Origin of the sequence: Actinomycetospora sp. NBRC 106375 (assembly GCF_030269665.1) — a bacterium.
GTDB lineage: Bacteria > Actinomycetota > Actinomycetes > Mycobacteriales > Pseudonocardiaceae > Actinomycetospora.
On sequence record NZ_BSTS01000008.1, the window covers coordinates 76510 to 91768 of the forward strand.

13 protein-coding genes are annotated in these 15259 nt (G+C 74.8%); 6 read left to right on the forward strand and 7 right to left on the reverse strand.

The features are described 5' to 3' along the window. Nucleotides 1-48 precede the first annotated feature (48 nt). Genes QSK03_RS14880 through QSK03_RS14890 form a run of 3 tightly spaced genes read left to right on the forward strand, consistent with a single transcriptional unit; the run spans nt 49 to nt 3531 of the window. Nucleotides 49-561 carry a L,D-transpeptidase gene (locus QSK03_RS14880; protein WP_285653376.1) on the forward strand — a complete coding sequence of 171 codons (513 nt, stop codon included), beginning with the start codon at nt 49-51 and terminating at the stop codon, nt 559-561. A 22-nt stretch (nt 562-583) separates the two neighbouring features. Continuing rightward, nucleotides 584-2023, forward strand: coding sequence for a class II fumarate hydratase (locus tag QSK03_RS14885; RefSeq protein WP_285653379.1), 1440 nt, complete (start codon nt 584-586; stop codon nt 2021-2023). After that, nucleotides 2023-3531 (forward strand): ATP-dependent DNA ligase, encoded by a 1509-nt coding sequence (locus QSK03_RS14890; protein ID WP_285653382.1) that lies wholly within the window; start codon nt 2023-2025, stop codon nt 3529-3531. The genes QSK03_RS14885 and QSK03_RS14890 overlap by 1 nt, the downstream gene beginning before the upstream one ends. 72 nt (nt 3532-3603) lie before the next feature. On the opposite strand, the gene QSK03_RS14895 is transcribed toward QSK03_RS14890, so the two are convergent. Together QSK03_RS14895 and QSK03_RS14900 are read right to left on the reverse strand one after the other, a co-directional pair. After that, nucleotides 3604-3927, reverse strand: coding sequence for a DUF3817 domain-containing protein (locus QSK03_RS14895; protein WP_285653384.1), 324 nt, complete (start codon nt 3925-3927; stop codon nt 3604-3606). A gap of 89 nt (nt 3928-4016) precedes the next feature. Beyond that, a complete protein-coding gene (locus QSK03_RS14900; RefSeq protein WP_285653388.1) occupies nt 4017-5111 on the reverse strand; it encodes a winged helix DNA-binding domain-containing protein in 1095 nt (364 codons plus the stop codon). 75 nt (nt 5112-5186) lie between these two features. Between QSK03_RS14900 and QSK03_RS14905 the strand changes: the two genes are divergently transcribed. After that, nucleotides 5187-6629 (forward strand): GuaB1 family IMP dehydrogenase-related protein, encoded by a 1443-nt coding sequence (locus tag QSK03_RS14905; protein ID WP_285653390.1) that lies wholly within the window; start codon nt 5187-5189, stop codon nt 6627-6629. A 68-nt stretch (nt 6630-6697) separates the two neighbouring features. Here QSK03_RS14905 and phoH2 read toward each other — a convergent pair whose 3' ends face one another. Beyond that, the gene (phoH2, locus tag QSK03_RS14910) at nt 6698-8044 is read right to left on the reverse strand and encodes an RNA 5'-3' helicase PhoH2 (protein WP_502872173.1); all 1347 of its coding nucleotides are present in this window, start codon (nt 8042-8044) and stop codon (nt 6698-6700) included. Nucleotides 8045-8407: 363 nt separating this feature from the next. Continuing rightward, nucleotides 8408-9781 carry a DUF885 domain-containing protein gene (locus tag QSK03_RS14915; protein WP_285653393.1) on the reverse strand — a complete coding sequence of 458 codons (1374 nt, stop codon included), beginning with the start codon at nt 9779-9781 and terminating at the stop codon, nt 8408-8410. Between the two features lie 331 nt (nt 9782-10112). On the opposite strand from QSK03_RS14915, the gene QSK03_RS14920 reads away from it, so the two are divergent. After that, nucleotides 10113-10571, forward strand: a complete 459-nt coding sequence (locus tag QSK03_RS14920) for a hypothetical protein (protein ID WP_285653396.1) — start codon at nt 10113-10115, stop codon at nt 10569-10571. A 132-nt stretch (nt 10572-10703) separates the two neighbouring features. On the opposite strand, the gene QSK03_RS14925 is transcribed toward QSK03_RS14920, so the two are convergent. Continuing rightward, the gene (locus tag QSK03_RS14925; RefSeq protein ID WP_285653398.1) at nt 10704-11483 is read right to left on the reverse strand and encodes an isoprenyl transferase; all 780 of its coding nucleotides are present in this window, start codon (nt 11481-11483) and stop codon (nt 10704-10706) included. A 179-nt stretch (nt 11484-11662) separates the two neighbouring features. On the opposite strand from QSK03_RS14925, the gene trhA reads away from it, so the two are divergent. Next, on the forward strand, nt 11663-12292 hold the full coding sequence (gene trhA / locus QSK03_RS14930) for a PAQR family membrane homeostasis protein TrhA (protein ID WP_285653817.1): 630 nt from the start codon (nt 11663-11665) through the stop codon (nt 12290-12292). A gap of 71 nt (nt 12293-12363) precedes the next feature. Here trhA and abmR read toward each other — a convergent pair whose 3' ends face one another. Beyond that, entirely contained in the window at nt 12364-13044 is a 681-nt protein-coding gene (abmR, locus tag QSK03_RS14935; protein WP_285653819.1) for an ATP-binding transcription factor AbmR, read from the reverse strand. A gap of 161 nt (nt 13045-13205) precedes the next feature. After that, the gene (locus QSK03_RS14940) at nt 13206-15242 is read right to left on the reverse strand and encodes a thioredoxin domain-containing protein (RefSeq protein ID WP_285653401.1); all 2037 of its coding nucleotides are present in this window, start codon (nt 15240-15242) and stop codon (nt 13206-13208) included. Nucleotides 15243-15259: the final 17 nt, after the last annotated feature.

The following is a 15259-nucleotide window of genomic DNA, read 5'->3' on the forward strand; positions in this document are numbered from 1 at the left end:
TCTTCCTCGGAGGCTCTCGTGTCGTTCCACGCGCGACGGTCCACCCCGGTGGCGGCCGTACTCGCCGTCCTGGCCTGTCTCCTCGGCGCCCTCGTCGTGGGCGCAGGGAGCGCGGCCGCCGCACCGGGCGACCCGGAGCCGTCCGGGCCGCCCGCATCCCGACCGGTGACCGACGCGCCCGCGCTCGGGCTGCTGCCGCTCACCACGGCCGGGACACCCTGCGACGCGGACGTGGACGCGTGCGTCGACCTCTCCGAGCAGCGCGCGTGGCTCACCGACGGCGCCGGGAACGTCACCTACGGGCCGGTCGGAGCGCTGGGCGGCACCCGCAAGTACCCGACGCCGACCGGCACGTTCTCGGTGGACTACAAGGACGCCGACCACGTCAGCAACCTCTACGACGCGGAGATGCCGAACTCGGTGTTCTTCGCGCCGGCCGTGGCGTTCCACCGCGGGAGCCTCTCGGAGCGCTCGCACGGGTGCATCCACCTCGGGCGCTCGGCCTCGCAGAAGTTCTTCAGCGAGCTCTCGTCGGGCGACACCGTGCAGGTGGTCCCCTGAGTCCGGTGAAAGACTGCCGGGCATGACCGAGGAGCAGGAGACGCAGCGAAGCGGAGCTCGACCCGTCGAAGGGGAGTACCGGACCGAGCACGACACGATGGGTGAGGTCCGGGTGCCGGCCGCGGCGCTGTGGGCCGCGCAGACCCAGCGGGCCGTGGAGAACTTCCCGATCTCCGGCCGTCCCATCGAGCCCGCCCAGATCCGGGCCCTCGGGCTGGTCAAGGGTGCCTGCGCGCGGGTCAACAAGGACCTCGGGGTGCTCGACGGCGCGGTCGCCGACGCGGTCGCCGAGGCCGCCGACGCCGTGGCCTCGGGCGCGCACGACGGCGAGTTCCCGATCGACGTGTTCCAGACCGGGTCGGGCACCAGCTCGAACATGAACGCCAACGAGGTCATCGCGACGCTGGCGTCGCGTGCGTCGGGGCAGAAGATCCACCCGAACGACCACGTCAACGCCTCGCAGAGCTCGAACGACGTGTTCCCGACGACGATCCACGTCGCCGCCGCCGAGGCGATCGTGCGCGACACGATCCCCGCGCTCGACCACCTCGGGGCCGTGCTCAACCGCAAGGCCCAGGACTGGCGGCACGTCGTGAAGTCCGGCCGCACGCACCTCATGGACGCCGTGCCGATCACCCTCGGCCAGGAGGCCGGCGGCTGGGCGAGCCAGACCAGCCACGGCACCGAGCGCCTGCGCGCCGCGCTCCCCCGCCTCGCCGAGCTGCCGATCGGCGGCACGGCCGTGGGCACCGGGATCAACACGCCGGAGGGCTTCGGCGGCAAGGTTGTCGAGCAGCTGCGCCAGGCCACCGGCATCCCCGAGCTCTCCGAGGCGCGCAACCACATCGAGGCCCAGGGCGCCCGCGACGGGCTCGTCGAGGCCTCGGGCGCACTGCGCACGGTCGCCGTCAGCCTCTACAAGATCGCCAACGACGTCCGCTGGCTGTCCTCGGGCCCGTCGACCGGCCTCGCCGAGATCCGCATCCCGGACCTCCAGCCCGGCTCGTCGATCATGCCGGGCAAGGTCAACCCGGTGATCTGCGAGGCGACGATGATGGTCGCCGCCCAGGTCATGGGCAACGACGCGACCGTCGCCTTCTCCGGCAGCCAGGGCAACCTCGAGCTCAACGTCATGATGCCGGTGATGGGCTACAACGTCCTCGAGTCGTGCCGCCTGCTCGCCGCCGCCGCGCGCCTGCTCGCCGACCGCGTCCTCGAGAACACCGAGCCCGACGAGGAGGCGTGCCGCCGCTACGCCGAGTCGTCGTCGGCGATCGTCACGCCGCTCAACCGCCTCATCGGCTACGAGGAGGCCGCGAAGATCGCCAAGCAGGCGATGAAGGAGCGCAGGACGATCCGCGAGGTCATCGAGGCCGAGGGCTACGTCCGGGACGGTCGGCTCACCCAGGAGCAGCTCGACACCGCGCTGGACGTGCTGGCGATGACGCGGGTCGACCAGTAGTGACCTTGCTGGGTGCGGTCGTCGCCGCCTCCGGCGAGGTGGCGGCGACCCGCTCGCGCAAGGCCAAGACCACGGCGCTCGCGACGCTGCTGGCCCGTCTCGACCCCGACGAGGTTCGCCCGGCGACGGCGTGGCTCGCCGGCGAGATGCTCCAGGGACGGACGGGCATCGGCTGGCGGACGCTGCAGGGGGTGTCGCCGGAACCGGCGGAGACCTCGACGCTGACGGTCGGCGACGTCGACGCGGCGCTCGACCGGCTCGCCGCCCTGGCCGGGTCCGGCACCGGGGTCGGGGCGCGGCGGGCCGAGGAGCTGGGGGCGCTGTTCGGCGCGGCGACCGAGGACGAGGGCCGTTTCCTGGTGCGCCTGCTGGGTGGCGAGCTCCGGCAGGGCGCGCTCGAGGGGATCATGATCGAGGCGGTGGCCACGGCTGCCTCGGTGCCCGCCGACGCCGTGCGCCGGGCGTTCATGCTCTCCGGCCGGCTGCCGACCACCGCGCACACCGCCCTGACCGGCGGCGATCTGGGGGCGATCGGGCTCGAGGTCATGCGCCCGGTCCGCCCGATGCTCGCCTCCCCCGGCGACTCGCTGGACGCGGCCCTGGCCGAGCTCGGGGCGCCAGACGGCGAACCGGGCGTCGTCGTGGAGCACAAGCTCGACGGCGCCCGCGTCCAGGTGCACCGCCGCGGCGGGGAGGTCCGCGTCTGGTCCCGGACGCTGCACGAGATCACCGACGCGGTGCCGGAGATCGTGGCGCTGACCCGGACGCTGCCCGTCGCGACCGTCGTCCTCGACGGCGAGACCCTGGCCGTCGCCGAGGACGGGCGGCCCCGGCCGTTCCAGGAGTCGATGAAGGGGCTGGGCAGCGGGGCGATGCAACCCTGGTTCTTCGACTGCCTGCATCGCGACGGCACCGACCTCGTCGACGAGCCGCTGTCGGTGCGCCGCGAGGTCCTGGCCGAGGTCGTCGGCGACCGCCTCATCCCCGGCGTCGTGCGCCCGACCGTCGCCCAGGCCGAGGCCGCCGTCGCCGACGCGCTGGCCGCCGGGCAGGAGGGGTCGATGGTCAAGGCCCTCGACTCGACCTACACGGCGGGTCGGCGCGGGCGCTCGTGGCAGAAGGTCAAGCCGTCGCACACGCTCGACCTCGTCGTCCTGGCGTGCGAGTGGGGCTCGGGCCGGCGCCGGGGGTGGCTGTCGAACATCCACCTCGGCGCGCGCGGGGCCGACGGGGACTTCGTGATGATCGGCAAGACCTTCAAGGGCATGACCGACGCGACGCTGACCTGGCAGACCGAGACGTTCCCGCGGTACGAGACCCACCGCGACGCCCACACGGTGTACCTGCGCCCCGAGATCGTCGTGGAGATCGAGCTCGACGGCGTCCAGACCTCCACCCGCTACCCCGGCGGCGTCGCCCTGCGCTTCGCCCGCGTCGTGCGCTACCGCGACGACAAGCCGGCGTCGGAGGCCGACACGATCGACGCGGTCCGGGACCTGCGGCTCTGAGATGTTGCAGCGAACGTGGCGTTCGCTGCTTCTACGCGCCGGAAATCCCCGTTGATCACTCGGGGGTGGGCGTCAGCCGAGGTCGCCCCGCCGGACCGCGCGGCGCTCGAACCACAGCGTCATCGCCGGCGGGATGCTCGCGGCGAGGGCGAGCAGCGTCGTCCCCGCACCCCACCGGAACGCCCGGGCCGTCACGAGCGTGATCACCACGTAGGCGACGAACAGCGCTCCGTGGATCGGCCCGAACACGCGCACCCCGATGTCGTCGAACACGACGAGGTACTTGAACACCGTCCCGATCAGCAGCCCGATCCACGAGCAGGCCTCGGCGATGGCGACGGTGCGGAAGGCGCGGGCGAGAGCGGTCGCGCGGGACGTGGGGAGAACCGTGGCCACACGATCACTCTGCCGGTGTCCCCGCGGCGCGGCGCGGGGACGCGGCGAGGGTCACGCGCGAGGCCGACGCATCACCGGCGCCGGGCGCGTCACCGAGGTGACGCCGCGACGCGGACCCGGTGACCCGCACCGTCGGACAGGAACGCCGCGAGCGCGCGACCCTCCTCCGCCACGGCGGTCCGCTCGGCACGGGTGACGCGGCGCAGCGGGGTCACGGTGACGACGTCGTCGGCGACCGTCCAGCTCGCCGCGACCCGCCCGTCGACCAGCACGAACCGGGTCCCGGAGACCGAGAGCCCGCGGTGGGCGTCGTCGATGAACCGGGAGCGGTCGTCGTAGCCCAGCACGAGGTTGTCGAAGGCGGGCAGGAAGCGGACCGGCGCGGGGGTGTCGGGATCGGGTCGCGGGGCGTCGGGCAGGTCGAGGAGCTCGCGGCCGCGCTCGTCGCGGAACGCCACGAGCCGGTCCCGAACGGCCGCGACGGCGGCCGGGAGGCCCGCGAGACCGGACCACGCGCGCAGGTCCGCCGACGCCGCCGGGCCGTACGCCGCGAGGTAGCGCAGGACGAGGGCCTGCCCGACGCGATCACCGGAGCCGTCGGGCGGGTCGACCTCGCGGCCCAGCCAGGTCGCCATCGCGACGCTGCTCGCCGGGCCCGCCCGGCGCCACAGCCCGCGCGGCGGGACCTGGGCGAGTGGGACGAGGCAGGTCACCGCCTCCCCCAGCACGTGCGGCGGCACGTCGGGCCAGCGCCCCGTGAGCACCCGGCCGGCCGCGGGCAGGGTGCTCGGTTCGGCGACGAGGACCTCGCGCCCGGCGGCGGCCAGTTCGCCGAGGTCCACGTCGGCCAGCTCGGCCCGGTACACCCCGAGCAGGCGCTGGAGCAGCATCGCGTCGTGGCGCGACCGCCACGCCAGCGCGTCGTCGGCGGTGACGAGGTGGACGGTGCGGCGCATGAGGTGGGTCCGCACGACACGACGGGCGGCGAGCAGGTCGGAGAAGGCGCCCGGGTCGAACCCGGCGAGCCGCGACCACAGCCCGGTGTAGGGCTCCTGCGGCTCCTGGGCCTGCAGGCCCCCGAGGTGCGCGACGGCGTCCAGGGCGCCGACGTCCGCGCGCGTGAGCAGGAACTGCCGTGCGAGCGCGGCCCGGTTCAGCGCGCGGCGGTCCAGGACGGTCGTCACGGCGGCCAGCCTCGCAGCGGTGCCGGACGGTCGGTGTCCGCCTCACCGTGGGGCGCTCGCGTAACCTCGTGACACGTGCAGTTCCTCGACGGCGAACGCCCGAGCCACGACCTGACCTACGACGACGTCTTCCTCGTCCCGACCCGGTCGGACGTGGCGTCCCGCTTCGACGTCGACCTGGGTGTCGCCGACCCGTCCGGGGCCACGATCCCGATCGTCGCGGCGAACATGACCGCGGTCAGCGGCCGCCGGATGGCCGAGACCCTGGCGCGCCGGGGCGGGCTCGCCGTCATCCCGCAGGACGTCGACCCCGCGGCCGTCGCCGACATCGTCGCGGGCGTGAAGTCGCGCCACACCGTGTGGGACACGCCGGTCGTGCTGCACGCGGGCGACGCGGTCGCCGACGCGCTGAACCTGGTCTCGAAGCGGGCCCACGGCGCGGTCGCGATCGTCGACGGGGACGGCCGCCCGGTCGGGGTGGTCCGCGAGTCGGCGTGCACCGGCGTCGACCGCTTCACCCGCCTCGCCGACGTCATGACCCCGGCGCTGGCGCTGCCGGTGACCACCGCGCCACGCGAGGTCTTCGACGTCCTGCAGGACCCCGCGCACGCCGGGGCCCCGGCGCTGGGCGTCACCGACGACGGGCGGCTCGCCGGCATCCTCACCCGCACCGGTGCCCTGCGCGCCGAGGTGTACCGCCCCGCGGTCGACGCCGACGGGCGCCTGCGGATCGCCGCGGCGCTCGGGGTCAACGGCGACGTGGCGACGCGGGCCAAGGAGCTGAGCGCGGCCGGCATCGACGTCCTCGTGGTCGACACCGCCCACGGGCACCAGGAGAAGATGCTCACCGCGCTGGCCGCGGCCCGGGGCGCCGTGCCCGAGGCCGTGATCGTCGCCGGCAACGTCGTCACCGCCGACGGGACCCGCGACCTCGTGGCGGCGGGCGCGGACGTCGTCAAGGTCGGGGTCGGCCCGGGCGCCATGTGCACGACGCGGATGGCGACCGGCGTCGGGCGCCCGCAGTTCAGCGCGGTCGCCGAGTGCGCCGCGGCCGCCCGCGCCGCCGGCGCGCACGTCTGGGCCGACGGCGGCGTGCGGCACCCGCGCGACGTCGCCCTCGCCCTGGCCGCCGGGGCGTCGGCGGTGATGGTCGGCTCGTGGTTCGCCGGCACCTACGAGTCGCCCGGCGACCTGCAGCGCGATGAGCACGGCAACCCGTACAAGGAGTCGTTCGGGATGGCGTCGAAGCGCGCGGTGTCGGCACGCACCCGCGGCGACTCGGCGTTCGACCAGGCGCGCAAGGCCCTCTTCGAGGAGGGCATCTCGTCCTCGCGCATGCGCCTGGACCCCCAGCGGCCCGGCGTCGAGGACCTCCTCGACAGCGTCTGCGCCGGCGTGCGCTCGGCCTGCACCTACGCCGGCGCGTCGGATCTCGAGGAGTTCCACGAGCGTGCCGTGCTCGGCGTGCAGTCGGCCTCCGGCTTCGCCGAGGGCCGCCCCCTGCCCGCCGGCTGGTGAGGGTCACGGCCCCTCGTGAGCAGTTGGCGCCCCGATAGGGGCGCCAACTGCTCACGTGACAGGGGGGCCTAGAGCCGCTCGCCCTCCAGCATCTCGGTGACCAGCGCGGCGATGGGCGAGCGCTCCGAGCGGGTCAGGGTGACGTGCGCGAAGAGCGGGTGGCCCTTCAGCTTCTCGATCACGGCGGCGACGCCGTCGTGGCGCCCCACCCGCAGGTTGTCGCGCTGGGCCACGTCGTGGGTGAGCACGACGCGCGAGTTGGTGCCCAGGCGGGAGAGCACCGTGAGCAGCACGTTGCGCTCCAGCGACTGGGCCTCGTCGACGATGACGAACGCGTCGTGCAGCGAGCGGCCGCGGATGTGGGTCAGCGGCAGGACCTCGAGCATCCCGCGCTCGATGACCTCCTCGACCACGTTGGACGAGACGAGCGCGCCGAGGGTGTCGAACACCGCCTGGGCCCAGGGCGCCATCTTCTCGTTCTCGCCGCCGGGCAGGTACCCGAGATCCTGCCCGCCGACGGCGTAGACGGGCCGGAAGACGACGACCTTGCGGTGCTGCTGGCGCTCGAGGACCGCCTCGAGCCCGGCGCAGAGCGCGAGCGCCGACTTGCCGGTGCCGGCCCGGCCGCCGAGGGAGACGATGCCGACGTCCGGGTCGGTGAGCAGGTCGATGGCGATCCGCTGCTCGGCGGACCGGCCGTGCAGCCCGAACACGTCGCGGTCGCCACGGACGAGGCGCACCTGCTTGTCCGGCGTGACCCGCCCGAGCGCCGAGGAGCCACCGCCGAGCAGGCGCAGGCCGGTGTGGCAGGGCAGCTCGCGGGCGGCCTCGACGTCGGCCAGGCCGTCGGCGAAGAGCGAGGACACCTCGTCGGGCGTCGCGGCGACCTCCTCGGTGCCCGTCCAGCCCGTCGTCGTGACGTCCTGGCCGTGGTACTCGTCGGCGGGCAGACCCACCGAGGCCGCCTTGACGCGCAGCGGCATGTCCTTGGTGACGAGGGTGACGAGGTGGCCCTCCGCCGCGAGGTTGAGCGCGCACGCGAGGATGCGGCTGTCGTTCTCGGCGGTGCGGAAGCCGGCCGGGAGCACCGAGGGGTCGGAGTGGTTGAGCTCGACCCGCAGCGTGCCGCCCTCGCCGGTCATGGGCAGCGGCTGGTCCAGGCGGCCGTGGCGGATGCGGAGGTCGTCGAGCAGCCGCAGGGCCTCACGCGCGAACCACCCCAGCTCGGAGTGGTGACGCTTGCCCTCGAGCTCGGAGATGACGACGAGCGGGAGGACCACCTCGTGCTCGGCGAACCGCGTGGGCGCCCACGGGTCCGAGAGGAGGACGGAGGTGTCGAGGACGTAACAGCGGGCCCCCTCCGGGGTGCTGACGGGGCTCACGGAAGCGGGACGCTCGGCTGGTGCTGCGCTCACGACTACTCCCTCGAGCGGCCACGGCACCCGCGACCACTGTGTTCCTCGTCGGAACGGGTCGGCTAGTCGGGCGGCTCGACGGCGCGGTGGCGCGGCCCGGGGGCCGTCCTGCGCCATCGCGGGGCAGAACCGGGTGCCGGCCCTCCCCCGGGACCGGACCAGGGCGGTCGCGTCGCGCCGGCCGCGGTGCGGGGTACCGTGGCGGCACCTGCTCCGCGAGCGGTGGACGTCCCCGTCCCGCTCCGATCTGCCACTACCGGCCTCCCCGGACGCCCCGCATCCGGTGCGGGTCCGTCGGCGCGGACGCTACCGCCGGTAGCCGGTCGTTGTCGCGCGCCGAACGTGACGAGTTGGTGACGTGCGTCATCGATTTCCGGGCGACGTGCGGTTCTCCAGGACCGTTCGGCGCAGCCACGGCGCCCACCCGGGCCGACGCCGACCGTTCCCGGCCCCCGTGGACGGCTTGTCCGGAGGGCCGTCCGCCCCGTGGTCGCCCCGGAGCTCCGCGGGAGTGGGCGGGTCGTCGAGCACGCGGGTGAGACGCGCCGTGACCACGTCGCGGCCCGGCGGCCGCCCCGACCGCTCCGGACGCATCAGCCACGGACGCAGGAGACGCTCGCCCTCGACGTAGGTCGTGGTGTGCGTGCGCCAGCGGGGGTGCGCCACGAACTCCAGCATCCGGCGGGCCCGGGCCTCGTCGACGAGCAGCCAGCGCCGGAGGTGCGCGATCACCTCGTCGTCGCCGCGCCCCTCGGCGTGCAGCATCAGCGCCGCGTCCTGCCGCACCGGGGCCAGGCGCGCCATGACCGCCTCGACGGCCTCGCCGAGGTCCGCCCGCTCCGGGTCGGTGGGCACACCCGCGGCGGCGAGCACGCCGGCGTTCCACCGGCCCCAGCCCGGGCCGACCACCACCTCGAGGCCGAGCTCGGCGGCGCCCTCCGCCACGAGGCTCTGCGGGGTCCGGGCCAGGAAGACCTCGCGCTCGGGCCGGGGATCCGGGGCGGCCGCGGTCCGGCAGTGCTCGGTGTGGTGCCCCGGGTAGGCCTCGTGGGCCACGAGCAGCGGCAGGTGCGTGACGCGGTGCGGGATGCCGCCGTTCACCGAGACCGCCGAGCGCAGACGTGGTGGCGGCCCGAGCCACCGGCTGAACCCGCTCCACGGCGCGGCGTCGACGACCTCGAGGGCCACGTCCTCGCCCTCCGGCAGCCCCACCGTCGCGGCGGTGCGGGCACGCAGGGCCGCGACGGCCGCGGCCAGGGCCGCCGGCAGGTGCTGCGGGGCCAGGCGGTCACGGTCGCGGAACGCCGCGAGCCGCTCGGGCAGGGCTCCGCGGCCCTCCAGCAGGGACGCCAGGTCGCGGTGGGCCTCCCGGTAGCGGTCCTCGTCGCCGCGGGTGACGCGCACGCCGAAGCACCGCTCCACCTCCGCCGCGAAGTCCATCGGGTGGTCGCCCGCGCGCTCGGCCAGCACACGGCACGCGCGCAGCTGGGCGTCGAGGAAGGACGTGCGGGCGCGGCCCAGTCCGGCGTCGGGCAGGGCCGCGCGCAGACGGTCGGCCTCGCGGGCCAGGTCGTCGGCGCGGGGTGCGGGCTCCGCGGCCACGCGGGCGGCCTCGTCGGGGTCGCCGAGGTGGGCGTCGAGCACGCCGGGCAGCACGCGGTCGAGCCGCAGGGCGAGGCGCACGTAGGCCCGCGGGAGGCCCTCGGGGCCCGGACCGGCCCCCGGCTCCGCAAGCACCGGCCGAGGCTACGCCGCGTGGCCGTTCGGGGCCTCGTCCGACCGCGACCCGCTCTTGATACGACGGCCGGGTGTCGAGGTCCGCGACGCACGGACACTGAATGCTCCTCCGGCCGTGGAAAACGGGTGCTAGGCGATGACCGGATCACCCGGATATCCCACTCAAGTCGCGCTCGGAATTGTCAATCACTCGATGGGGGTTCGCGGCTGGAAATGCCCCTCGGCCGACGGCTAGCTTTTATCCCGTCAGCCGCACCGTCCGTGGGGCTGGAGCCATTCGAGAGGGACCCCGAATTCCTCTCGATGACCACGAACGAACTGGAGCATCTGAATGCTGAAGAAGGCGGGAATGGTCGTGCTGGGCGCGACGGCGGGCATGCTCTCCCTCGCTCCGCTGGCGAACGCCGGCGAGGCTCCCTCGCACGGCGACAACGGCGACCACGGCCACCACTGGCAGCACGACGGCCACGGCCACGACGGCCACGGCGGCCGCGGCGACTGCGACAAGTTCGCGGGCTCCGCAGGCGACCGGCTCGTCAGCCTCGACAACGTGGCGTCCAACGCCACGATCTCCCATGTCAACGTCCTCGCCGAGGACAACTCGCGGAGCGGCGACTGCGATGGCGACGGCGGCCGCGACGGGCGCCACGGCCACCGCGGCGACCGCGACGGCGACGGGGACCGCAAGGTCGCCTTCTCCGCGGGCGACCGGCTCATCAGCGCGGACAACCTGCTGGCGAACGCCGACCTGTCGCACGTCAACGTCCTGAGCACCGACAACTCGCGATGACCTGATGCCCGCGCCCGGCGACCGTGCTTATCGGGGGATGGCACGGCCTCGGGCGGGGCCCACAGGGTGAGTCGACGGCCCCGGGAGCAACGCGCTCCCGGGGCCGTCACCTGTTTCACCCGGTCGGCCGATTCAGCCGCCCCAGCGACGGTTCCGACGGGAGTAGTCACGCAGGGCGCGCAGGAAATCGATCCGGCGGAACTGGGGCCACATCGCCTCGGTGAAATAGAACTCCGAGTACACCGACTGCCACATGAGGAATCCCGAGAGCCGCTGCTCCCCCGACGTCCGGATCACGAGGTCGGGGTCGGGCTGACCGGAGGTGTAGAGGTGCTCGGCGATGTGGTCGACGTCGAGGACCTCCGCGAGCTCCTCGATCGACGTGCCGGCCTCCGCGTGCCGCAGCAGCAGCTTGCGCACGGCGTCCGCGATCTCCTGGCGGCCGCCGTAGCCGATCGCCACGTTGACCTGCATCCCGTCGCGCCCCGCGGTGCTGCCCGCGGCGGCCTCGATGCGCCCCGCGAGCGCCGGGGGCAGGGCGTCCGGGTTGCCGACGATCCGCAGGCGCCACCGCCGGTCCGGCGCGGCGAGCTCCTCGACCGCCGAAGTGATGATCTCCAGCAGCTGGTCGAGCTCGGCCGCGGGACGGTCGAGGTTGTCGGTGGAGAGCAGGAACAGGGTCACGATCTCGACCCCGGCCTCCTGGCTCCAGTCGAGCAGGTCGACGATCTTGGCCGCGCCGGCGCGGTGCCCGTCGCTGGGGTCGGCCAGGCCGGCCTCCCGGGCCCAGCGGCGGTTGCCGTCGAGGATGACCCCGATGTGGCGGGGCGGGTCGACGGTCGCCCCCCGCCGACGCAACCGGCGCTCGTAGAGCGAGTAGACCACTCGCCGCAGATCGTCCCGGAGCTTCACGGCGGACCACGCTAGCCGGTGACGTGACGCACGCGGACCCCCGTGACGGGCCGGTGACGCCTGCGCGACGTCGGTGGGAACGTGGGCGAAGGGACGCCGGTCCGCCCGGGGACCACCCCTACCCTGGAACCGTGACCCTCATCGATCCCCTCGCCGAGCCGGCTCCGGTCAAGCCGCGGATGCGGGGCTGGTTGCACCTGTGGTCGTTCGTGGTCGCCGTGGCGGCCGGGATCGTCCTGGTGTCGCTGGCCGGGTCGACCGTGTCGGCGCAGGCCGCGGTCGCGGTCGCCGTCTACTCGCTGACCGTCTGCGGCGTGTTCGGCGTCAGCGCGCTGTACCACCGCCGCACCTGGGTCAGCCCGCGCTCCCGCGGCGTGATGAAGCGCCTCGACCACGCGATGATCTTCGTGTTCATCGCGGGCACCTACACACCGTTCGCCGTGCTGGCGATGCCCGAGGCCACCGGCACGCTCGTGCTCTGGATCGTCTGGCTCGGCGCCCTCGGCGGGGTGGTGCTCAAGGTGGCCTGGCCGCACGCCCCGCGCTGGGTCGGCGTGCCGTTCTACCTGGCCCTCGGGTGGGTCGCGGTGTTCGTCATCCCCGACCTGCTCCACCACGGGGGCGTCGCCGCCCTGGTGCTGCTCCTCGTCGGCGGCGCGTTCTACAGCCTCGGGGCCGGCTTCTACGCCCTGCGCCGCCCCATCGGCTGGCCGCGGACGTTCGGGTACCACGAGTTCTTCCACGCCGCGACGGTCGTGGCCGCCGCGTGCCACCACGTCGCCATCTGGCTGATCCTCTACAGCGGCTGACGTCCCTGGGACGCAGTGAGGGGCGCCCTCGCTGCGTCCTGGGCAGCGAGGGCGCCCCTCATTCCGGAACCTCAGCCCTGCGGCGGAATCGGGTCGCCGCCACCGCCGTCGCCGGGGTCCGGGCGGTCGTCGACGCCGCCCGCGTCCCCGTCGTCGTCGAGCACCGGGCCGCGGGTGCGCAGCTCGTCGACCGCGCTCATCGCGCCGCGCAGGTCCTCGAGCCAGCTGCCGGCGTGCTCCCCGACCAGGGCGACCGCCCAGGCCAGCGCGTCCGACCGCGAGCGCGCGACGCCCGCGTCGACCAGCGTGTCGAGCACCAGGCGCTCGGGCTGGCGCAGCCGCGTCATCACCGGCACCGAGAGCGTCGTGAACAGCTCCTCGACGTCGCCGATCCGCGCGCCCCAGGCCACCTTGCGCCCGTAGCGGTGCTCGGCCTGCCGGGCGACCTCCATGCGCTCGCCGCGGGTCTCCTCGCGGAAGCGCTCGATGCGCCCGCGCGCCGCCGCGGCGCGTGCCGCCTCGTCGGCGTCCGCGTCGAGCGTCGGCGCCGTGAGCTCGCCGACGACCAGGATCTCCTCCCGGTCGGTCGTCACCGTCGGCGTGCCGACGAACCACCCGTCGGGCAGTCGTCCGGCGAGCCAGGCCCCGAGGTCGTCGGTGCCGGGCAGGTCCGTCGGCACCCGGCCGCCGCCACGCCGTCCCGGTCCGCCGCCCCGTCCGGGCCGCCCCCGGTGTCCACCGCGTCCCACCATCATGACGTCTCCCTCCGTGCTGTGCTTACAGCATTACACAGCAACAGTTGCATCGTTGTTCGCCGACGGCGAAGGGCCACGGCACCGCCAGACGTGGTGATCAACGGGGACTTCGGTCGCGTAGAAGCAGCGAGATACCCGTTCGCTGCAGGGCGGGGGATCTAGCGCGCCAGGGCCGCCGCGAGGTCGTCGGCGGCGGTGCGGGGGCGGTCGCAGACGAAGCCCCGGCAGACGTAGGCCGCGGGGGCGCCGTCGACGAGGGGGCGGTCGGCGAGCAGCGGCACGCCGTCGGCGTCGGGCTCGCCCGCCACGACGACGGAGCCGCCGGGGGCGTGGCGCCGGGCGGTCTCGGCGAGGCGGTCGCGCCCGGCGCGGCCGTCGGTGTCGTCGGCCGCGACGACGGCGACCTGCAGGGGCCCGTGGGCGGCGGCCTCGGCGACGCCGAGCCACCCGCCGGCGAAGCGGGCGTGGCGGGCGAGCAGGCCGCCGACCTCGGTGATCGCGGTCTCGGCGAGCTCCCGGTAGCGGGCGGAGGCCTCCGGCTCCACGAGCAGCGACGCCGTGAGCAGGGCACCCGCGAGCAGCGAGGACCCGCACGGCGAGGCGCCGTCGGTGACCTCGCGCGGGCGCGTGACCAGGGACTCGGCGTCGTCGGCGGTGTCCCAGAAGCGTCCCGTGAAGGCGCCGTCGTCGCCGGTCTCGGCGAAGTGGTCGAGGGTGACGTCGAGCAGCGCGCGCGCCTCGGTGAGCCAGCGGGCCTCGCCGGTGGCCTGGTGCAGGGCGAGGAACGCCTCGACGAGCGCGGCGTGGTCCTCGAGCACGGCCGGCGCGGAGCCGACCTCGCCGTCGCGCGAGGTCCGGCGCAGGCGCCCGTCCACGACGTGCAGGCGCAGCAGCAGGGCGGCGGCGCGGCGGGCGGCGGCGAGCCACTCGGCGCGCCCGAGGGCCGCCGAGGCCTCGACGAGCGCGGTGATGGTCAGCCCGTTCCAGGCGGCCACGACCTTGTCGTCGCGCTCGGGCTGGGGACGGCGGGCGCGGGCGGCGAGGAGTGCCTTGCGCACGGCCTGCCAGCGGCCGGGGTCGTCGGGGTCGGCCGCCATCTGCAGCGTCGACCGGCCGTGCTCGAACGTGCCGGCCTCGGTGACCCCGAGCAGCGCGGCGGCCCAGGCGCCGTCGTCGGCGCCGAGGACCTCGGCGAGCTCGGCCGGGCTCCACACGTACGTCGAGCCCTCCTCGCCGGCCGCGTCGGCGTCGAGGGCGGACGCGAAGCCGCCGTCGGCCGTGCGCAGGTCGCGCAGCAGGAACGCGGCGGTCATGTCGGTGACGCGCGCCGCGGCGTCGGACGAGGTCAGCCGGGCGAGGTGGGCGTACGCCCGCAGGAGCTGGGCGTTGTCGTAGAGCATCTTCTCGAAGTGCGGCACGGTCCACCGCTCGTCGACCGAGTAGCGCGCGAACCCGCCCGCGAGCTGGTCGAACAGCCCGCCCCGGGCCATCGCCTCGGCGGTGATCTCGGTCATCGCGAGGGCGTCGGAGCTGCCGGTGCGCTCGTGGTGGCGCAGCAGGAACTCGAGGACGGCCGACGGCGGGAACTTCGGGGCCCCGCCGAAGCCGCCGCGCTGCTCGTCGAAGTCCTCGGTCAGCGCGGCCACCGCCCCCGCGAGGGTGTCCTCGTCGACGCCCGCGGCGGGCAGGGAGCGCGACACGGAGGCGAGCCGCCCGGTGATGGACCGGGCGGCGTCGCGCACCCGCTCGCCGTCCTCGGTCCAGGCCTTCACCACCGCGCCGACCAGCTGGGTGAACGACGGCATCCCGCCGTAGGGGCGCGCCGGGTAGTACGTCCCGCAGTGGAACGGGTCGCCGTCGGCGGTGAGGAAGCAGGTCATCGGCCAGCCGCCCTGGCCGGTCATGGCCTGGGTCGCCTCCATGTAGACCGCGTCGACGTCCGGGCGCTCCTCGCGGTCGACCTTGATCGCGACGAAGTGCTCGTTGACGTAGGCGGCCACCTCGGCGTCGGAGAACGACTCGTGCGCCATGACGTGGCACCAGTGACAGGCCGCGTAGCCGACCGAGAGCAGCACCGGCACCTCGCGCCGCCGCGCCTCGTCGAACGCCCCGGTCGACCAGGGCTGCCAGTCGATCGGGTTGTCCGCGTGCTGGCGCAGGTAGGGGCTGGTGGAGCCGGCGAGCCGGTTGGCCATGGACGGATGGTCGCAGC

Bases quoted from the DNA above. Each gene is read 5' to 3' on its own strand.
- QSK03_RS14885 (WP_285653379.1), top strand. From the start codon at position 584: ATGACCGAGGAGCAGGAGACGCAGCGAAGCGGAGCTCGACCCGTCGAA.
- QSK03_RS14920 (WP_285653396.1), top strand. From the start codon at position 10,113: ATGCTGAAGAAGGCGGGAATGGTCGTGCTGGGCGCGACGGCGGGCATG.
- trhA (WP_285653817.1), top strand. From the start codon at position 11,663: ATGCGGGGCTGGTTGCACCTGTGGTCGTTCGTGGTCGCCGTGGCGGCC.
- abmR (WP_285653819.1), bottom strand. From the start codon at position 13,044: ATGGTGGGACGCGGTGGACACCGGGGGCGGCCCGGACGGGGCGGCGGA.
- QSK03_RS14940 (WP_285653401.1), bottom strand. From the start codon at position 15,242: ATGGCCAACCGGCTCGCCGGCTCCACCAGCCCCTACCTGCGCCAGCAC.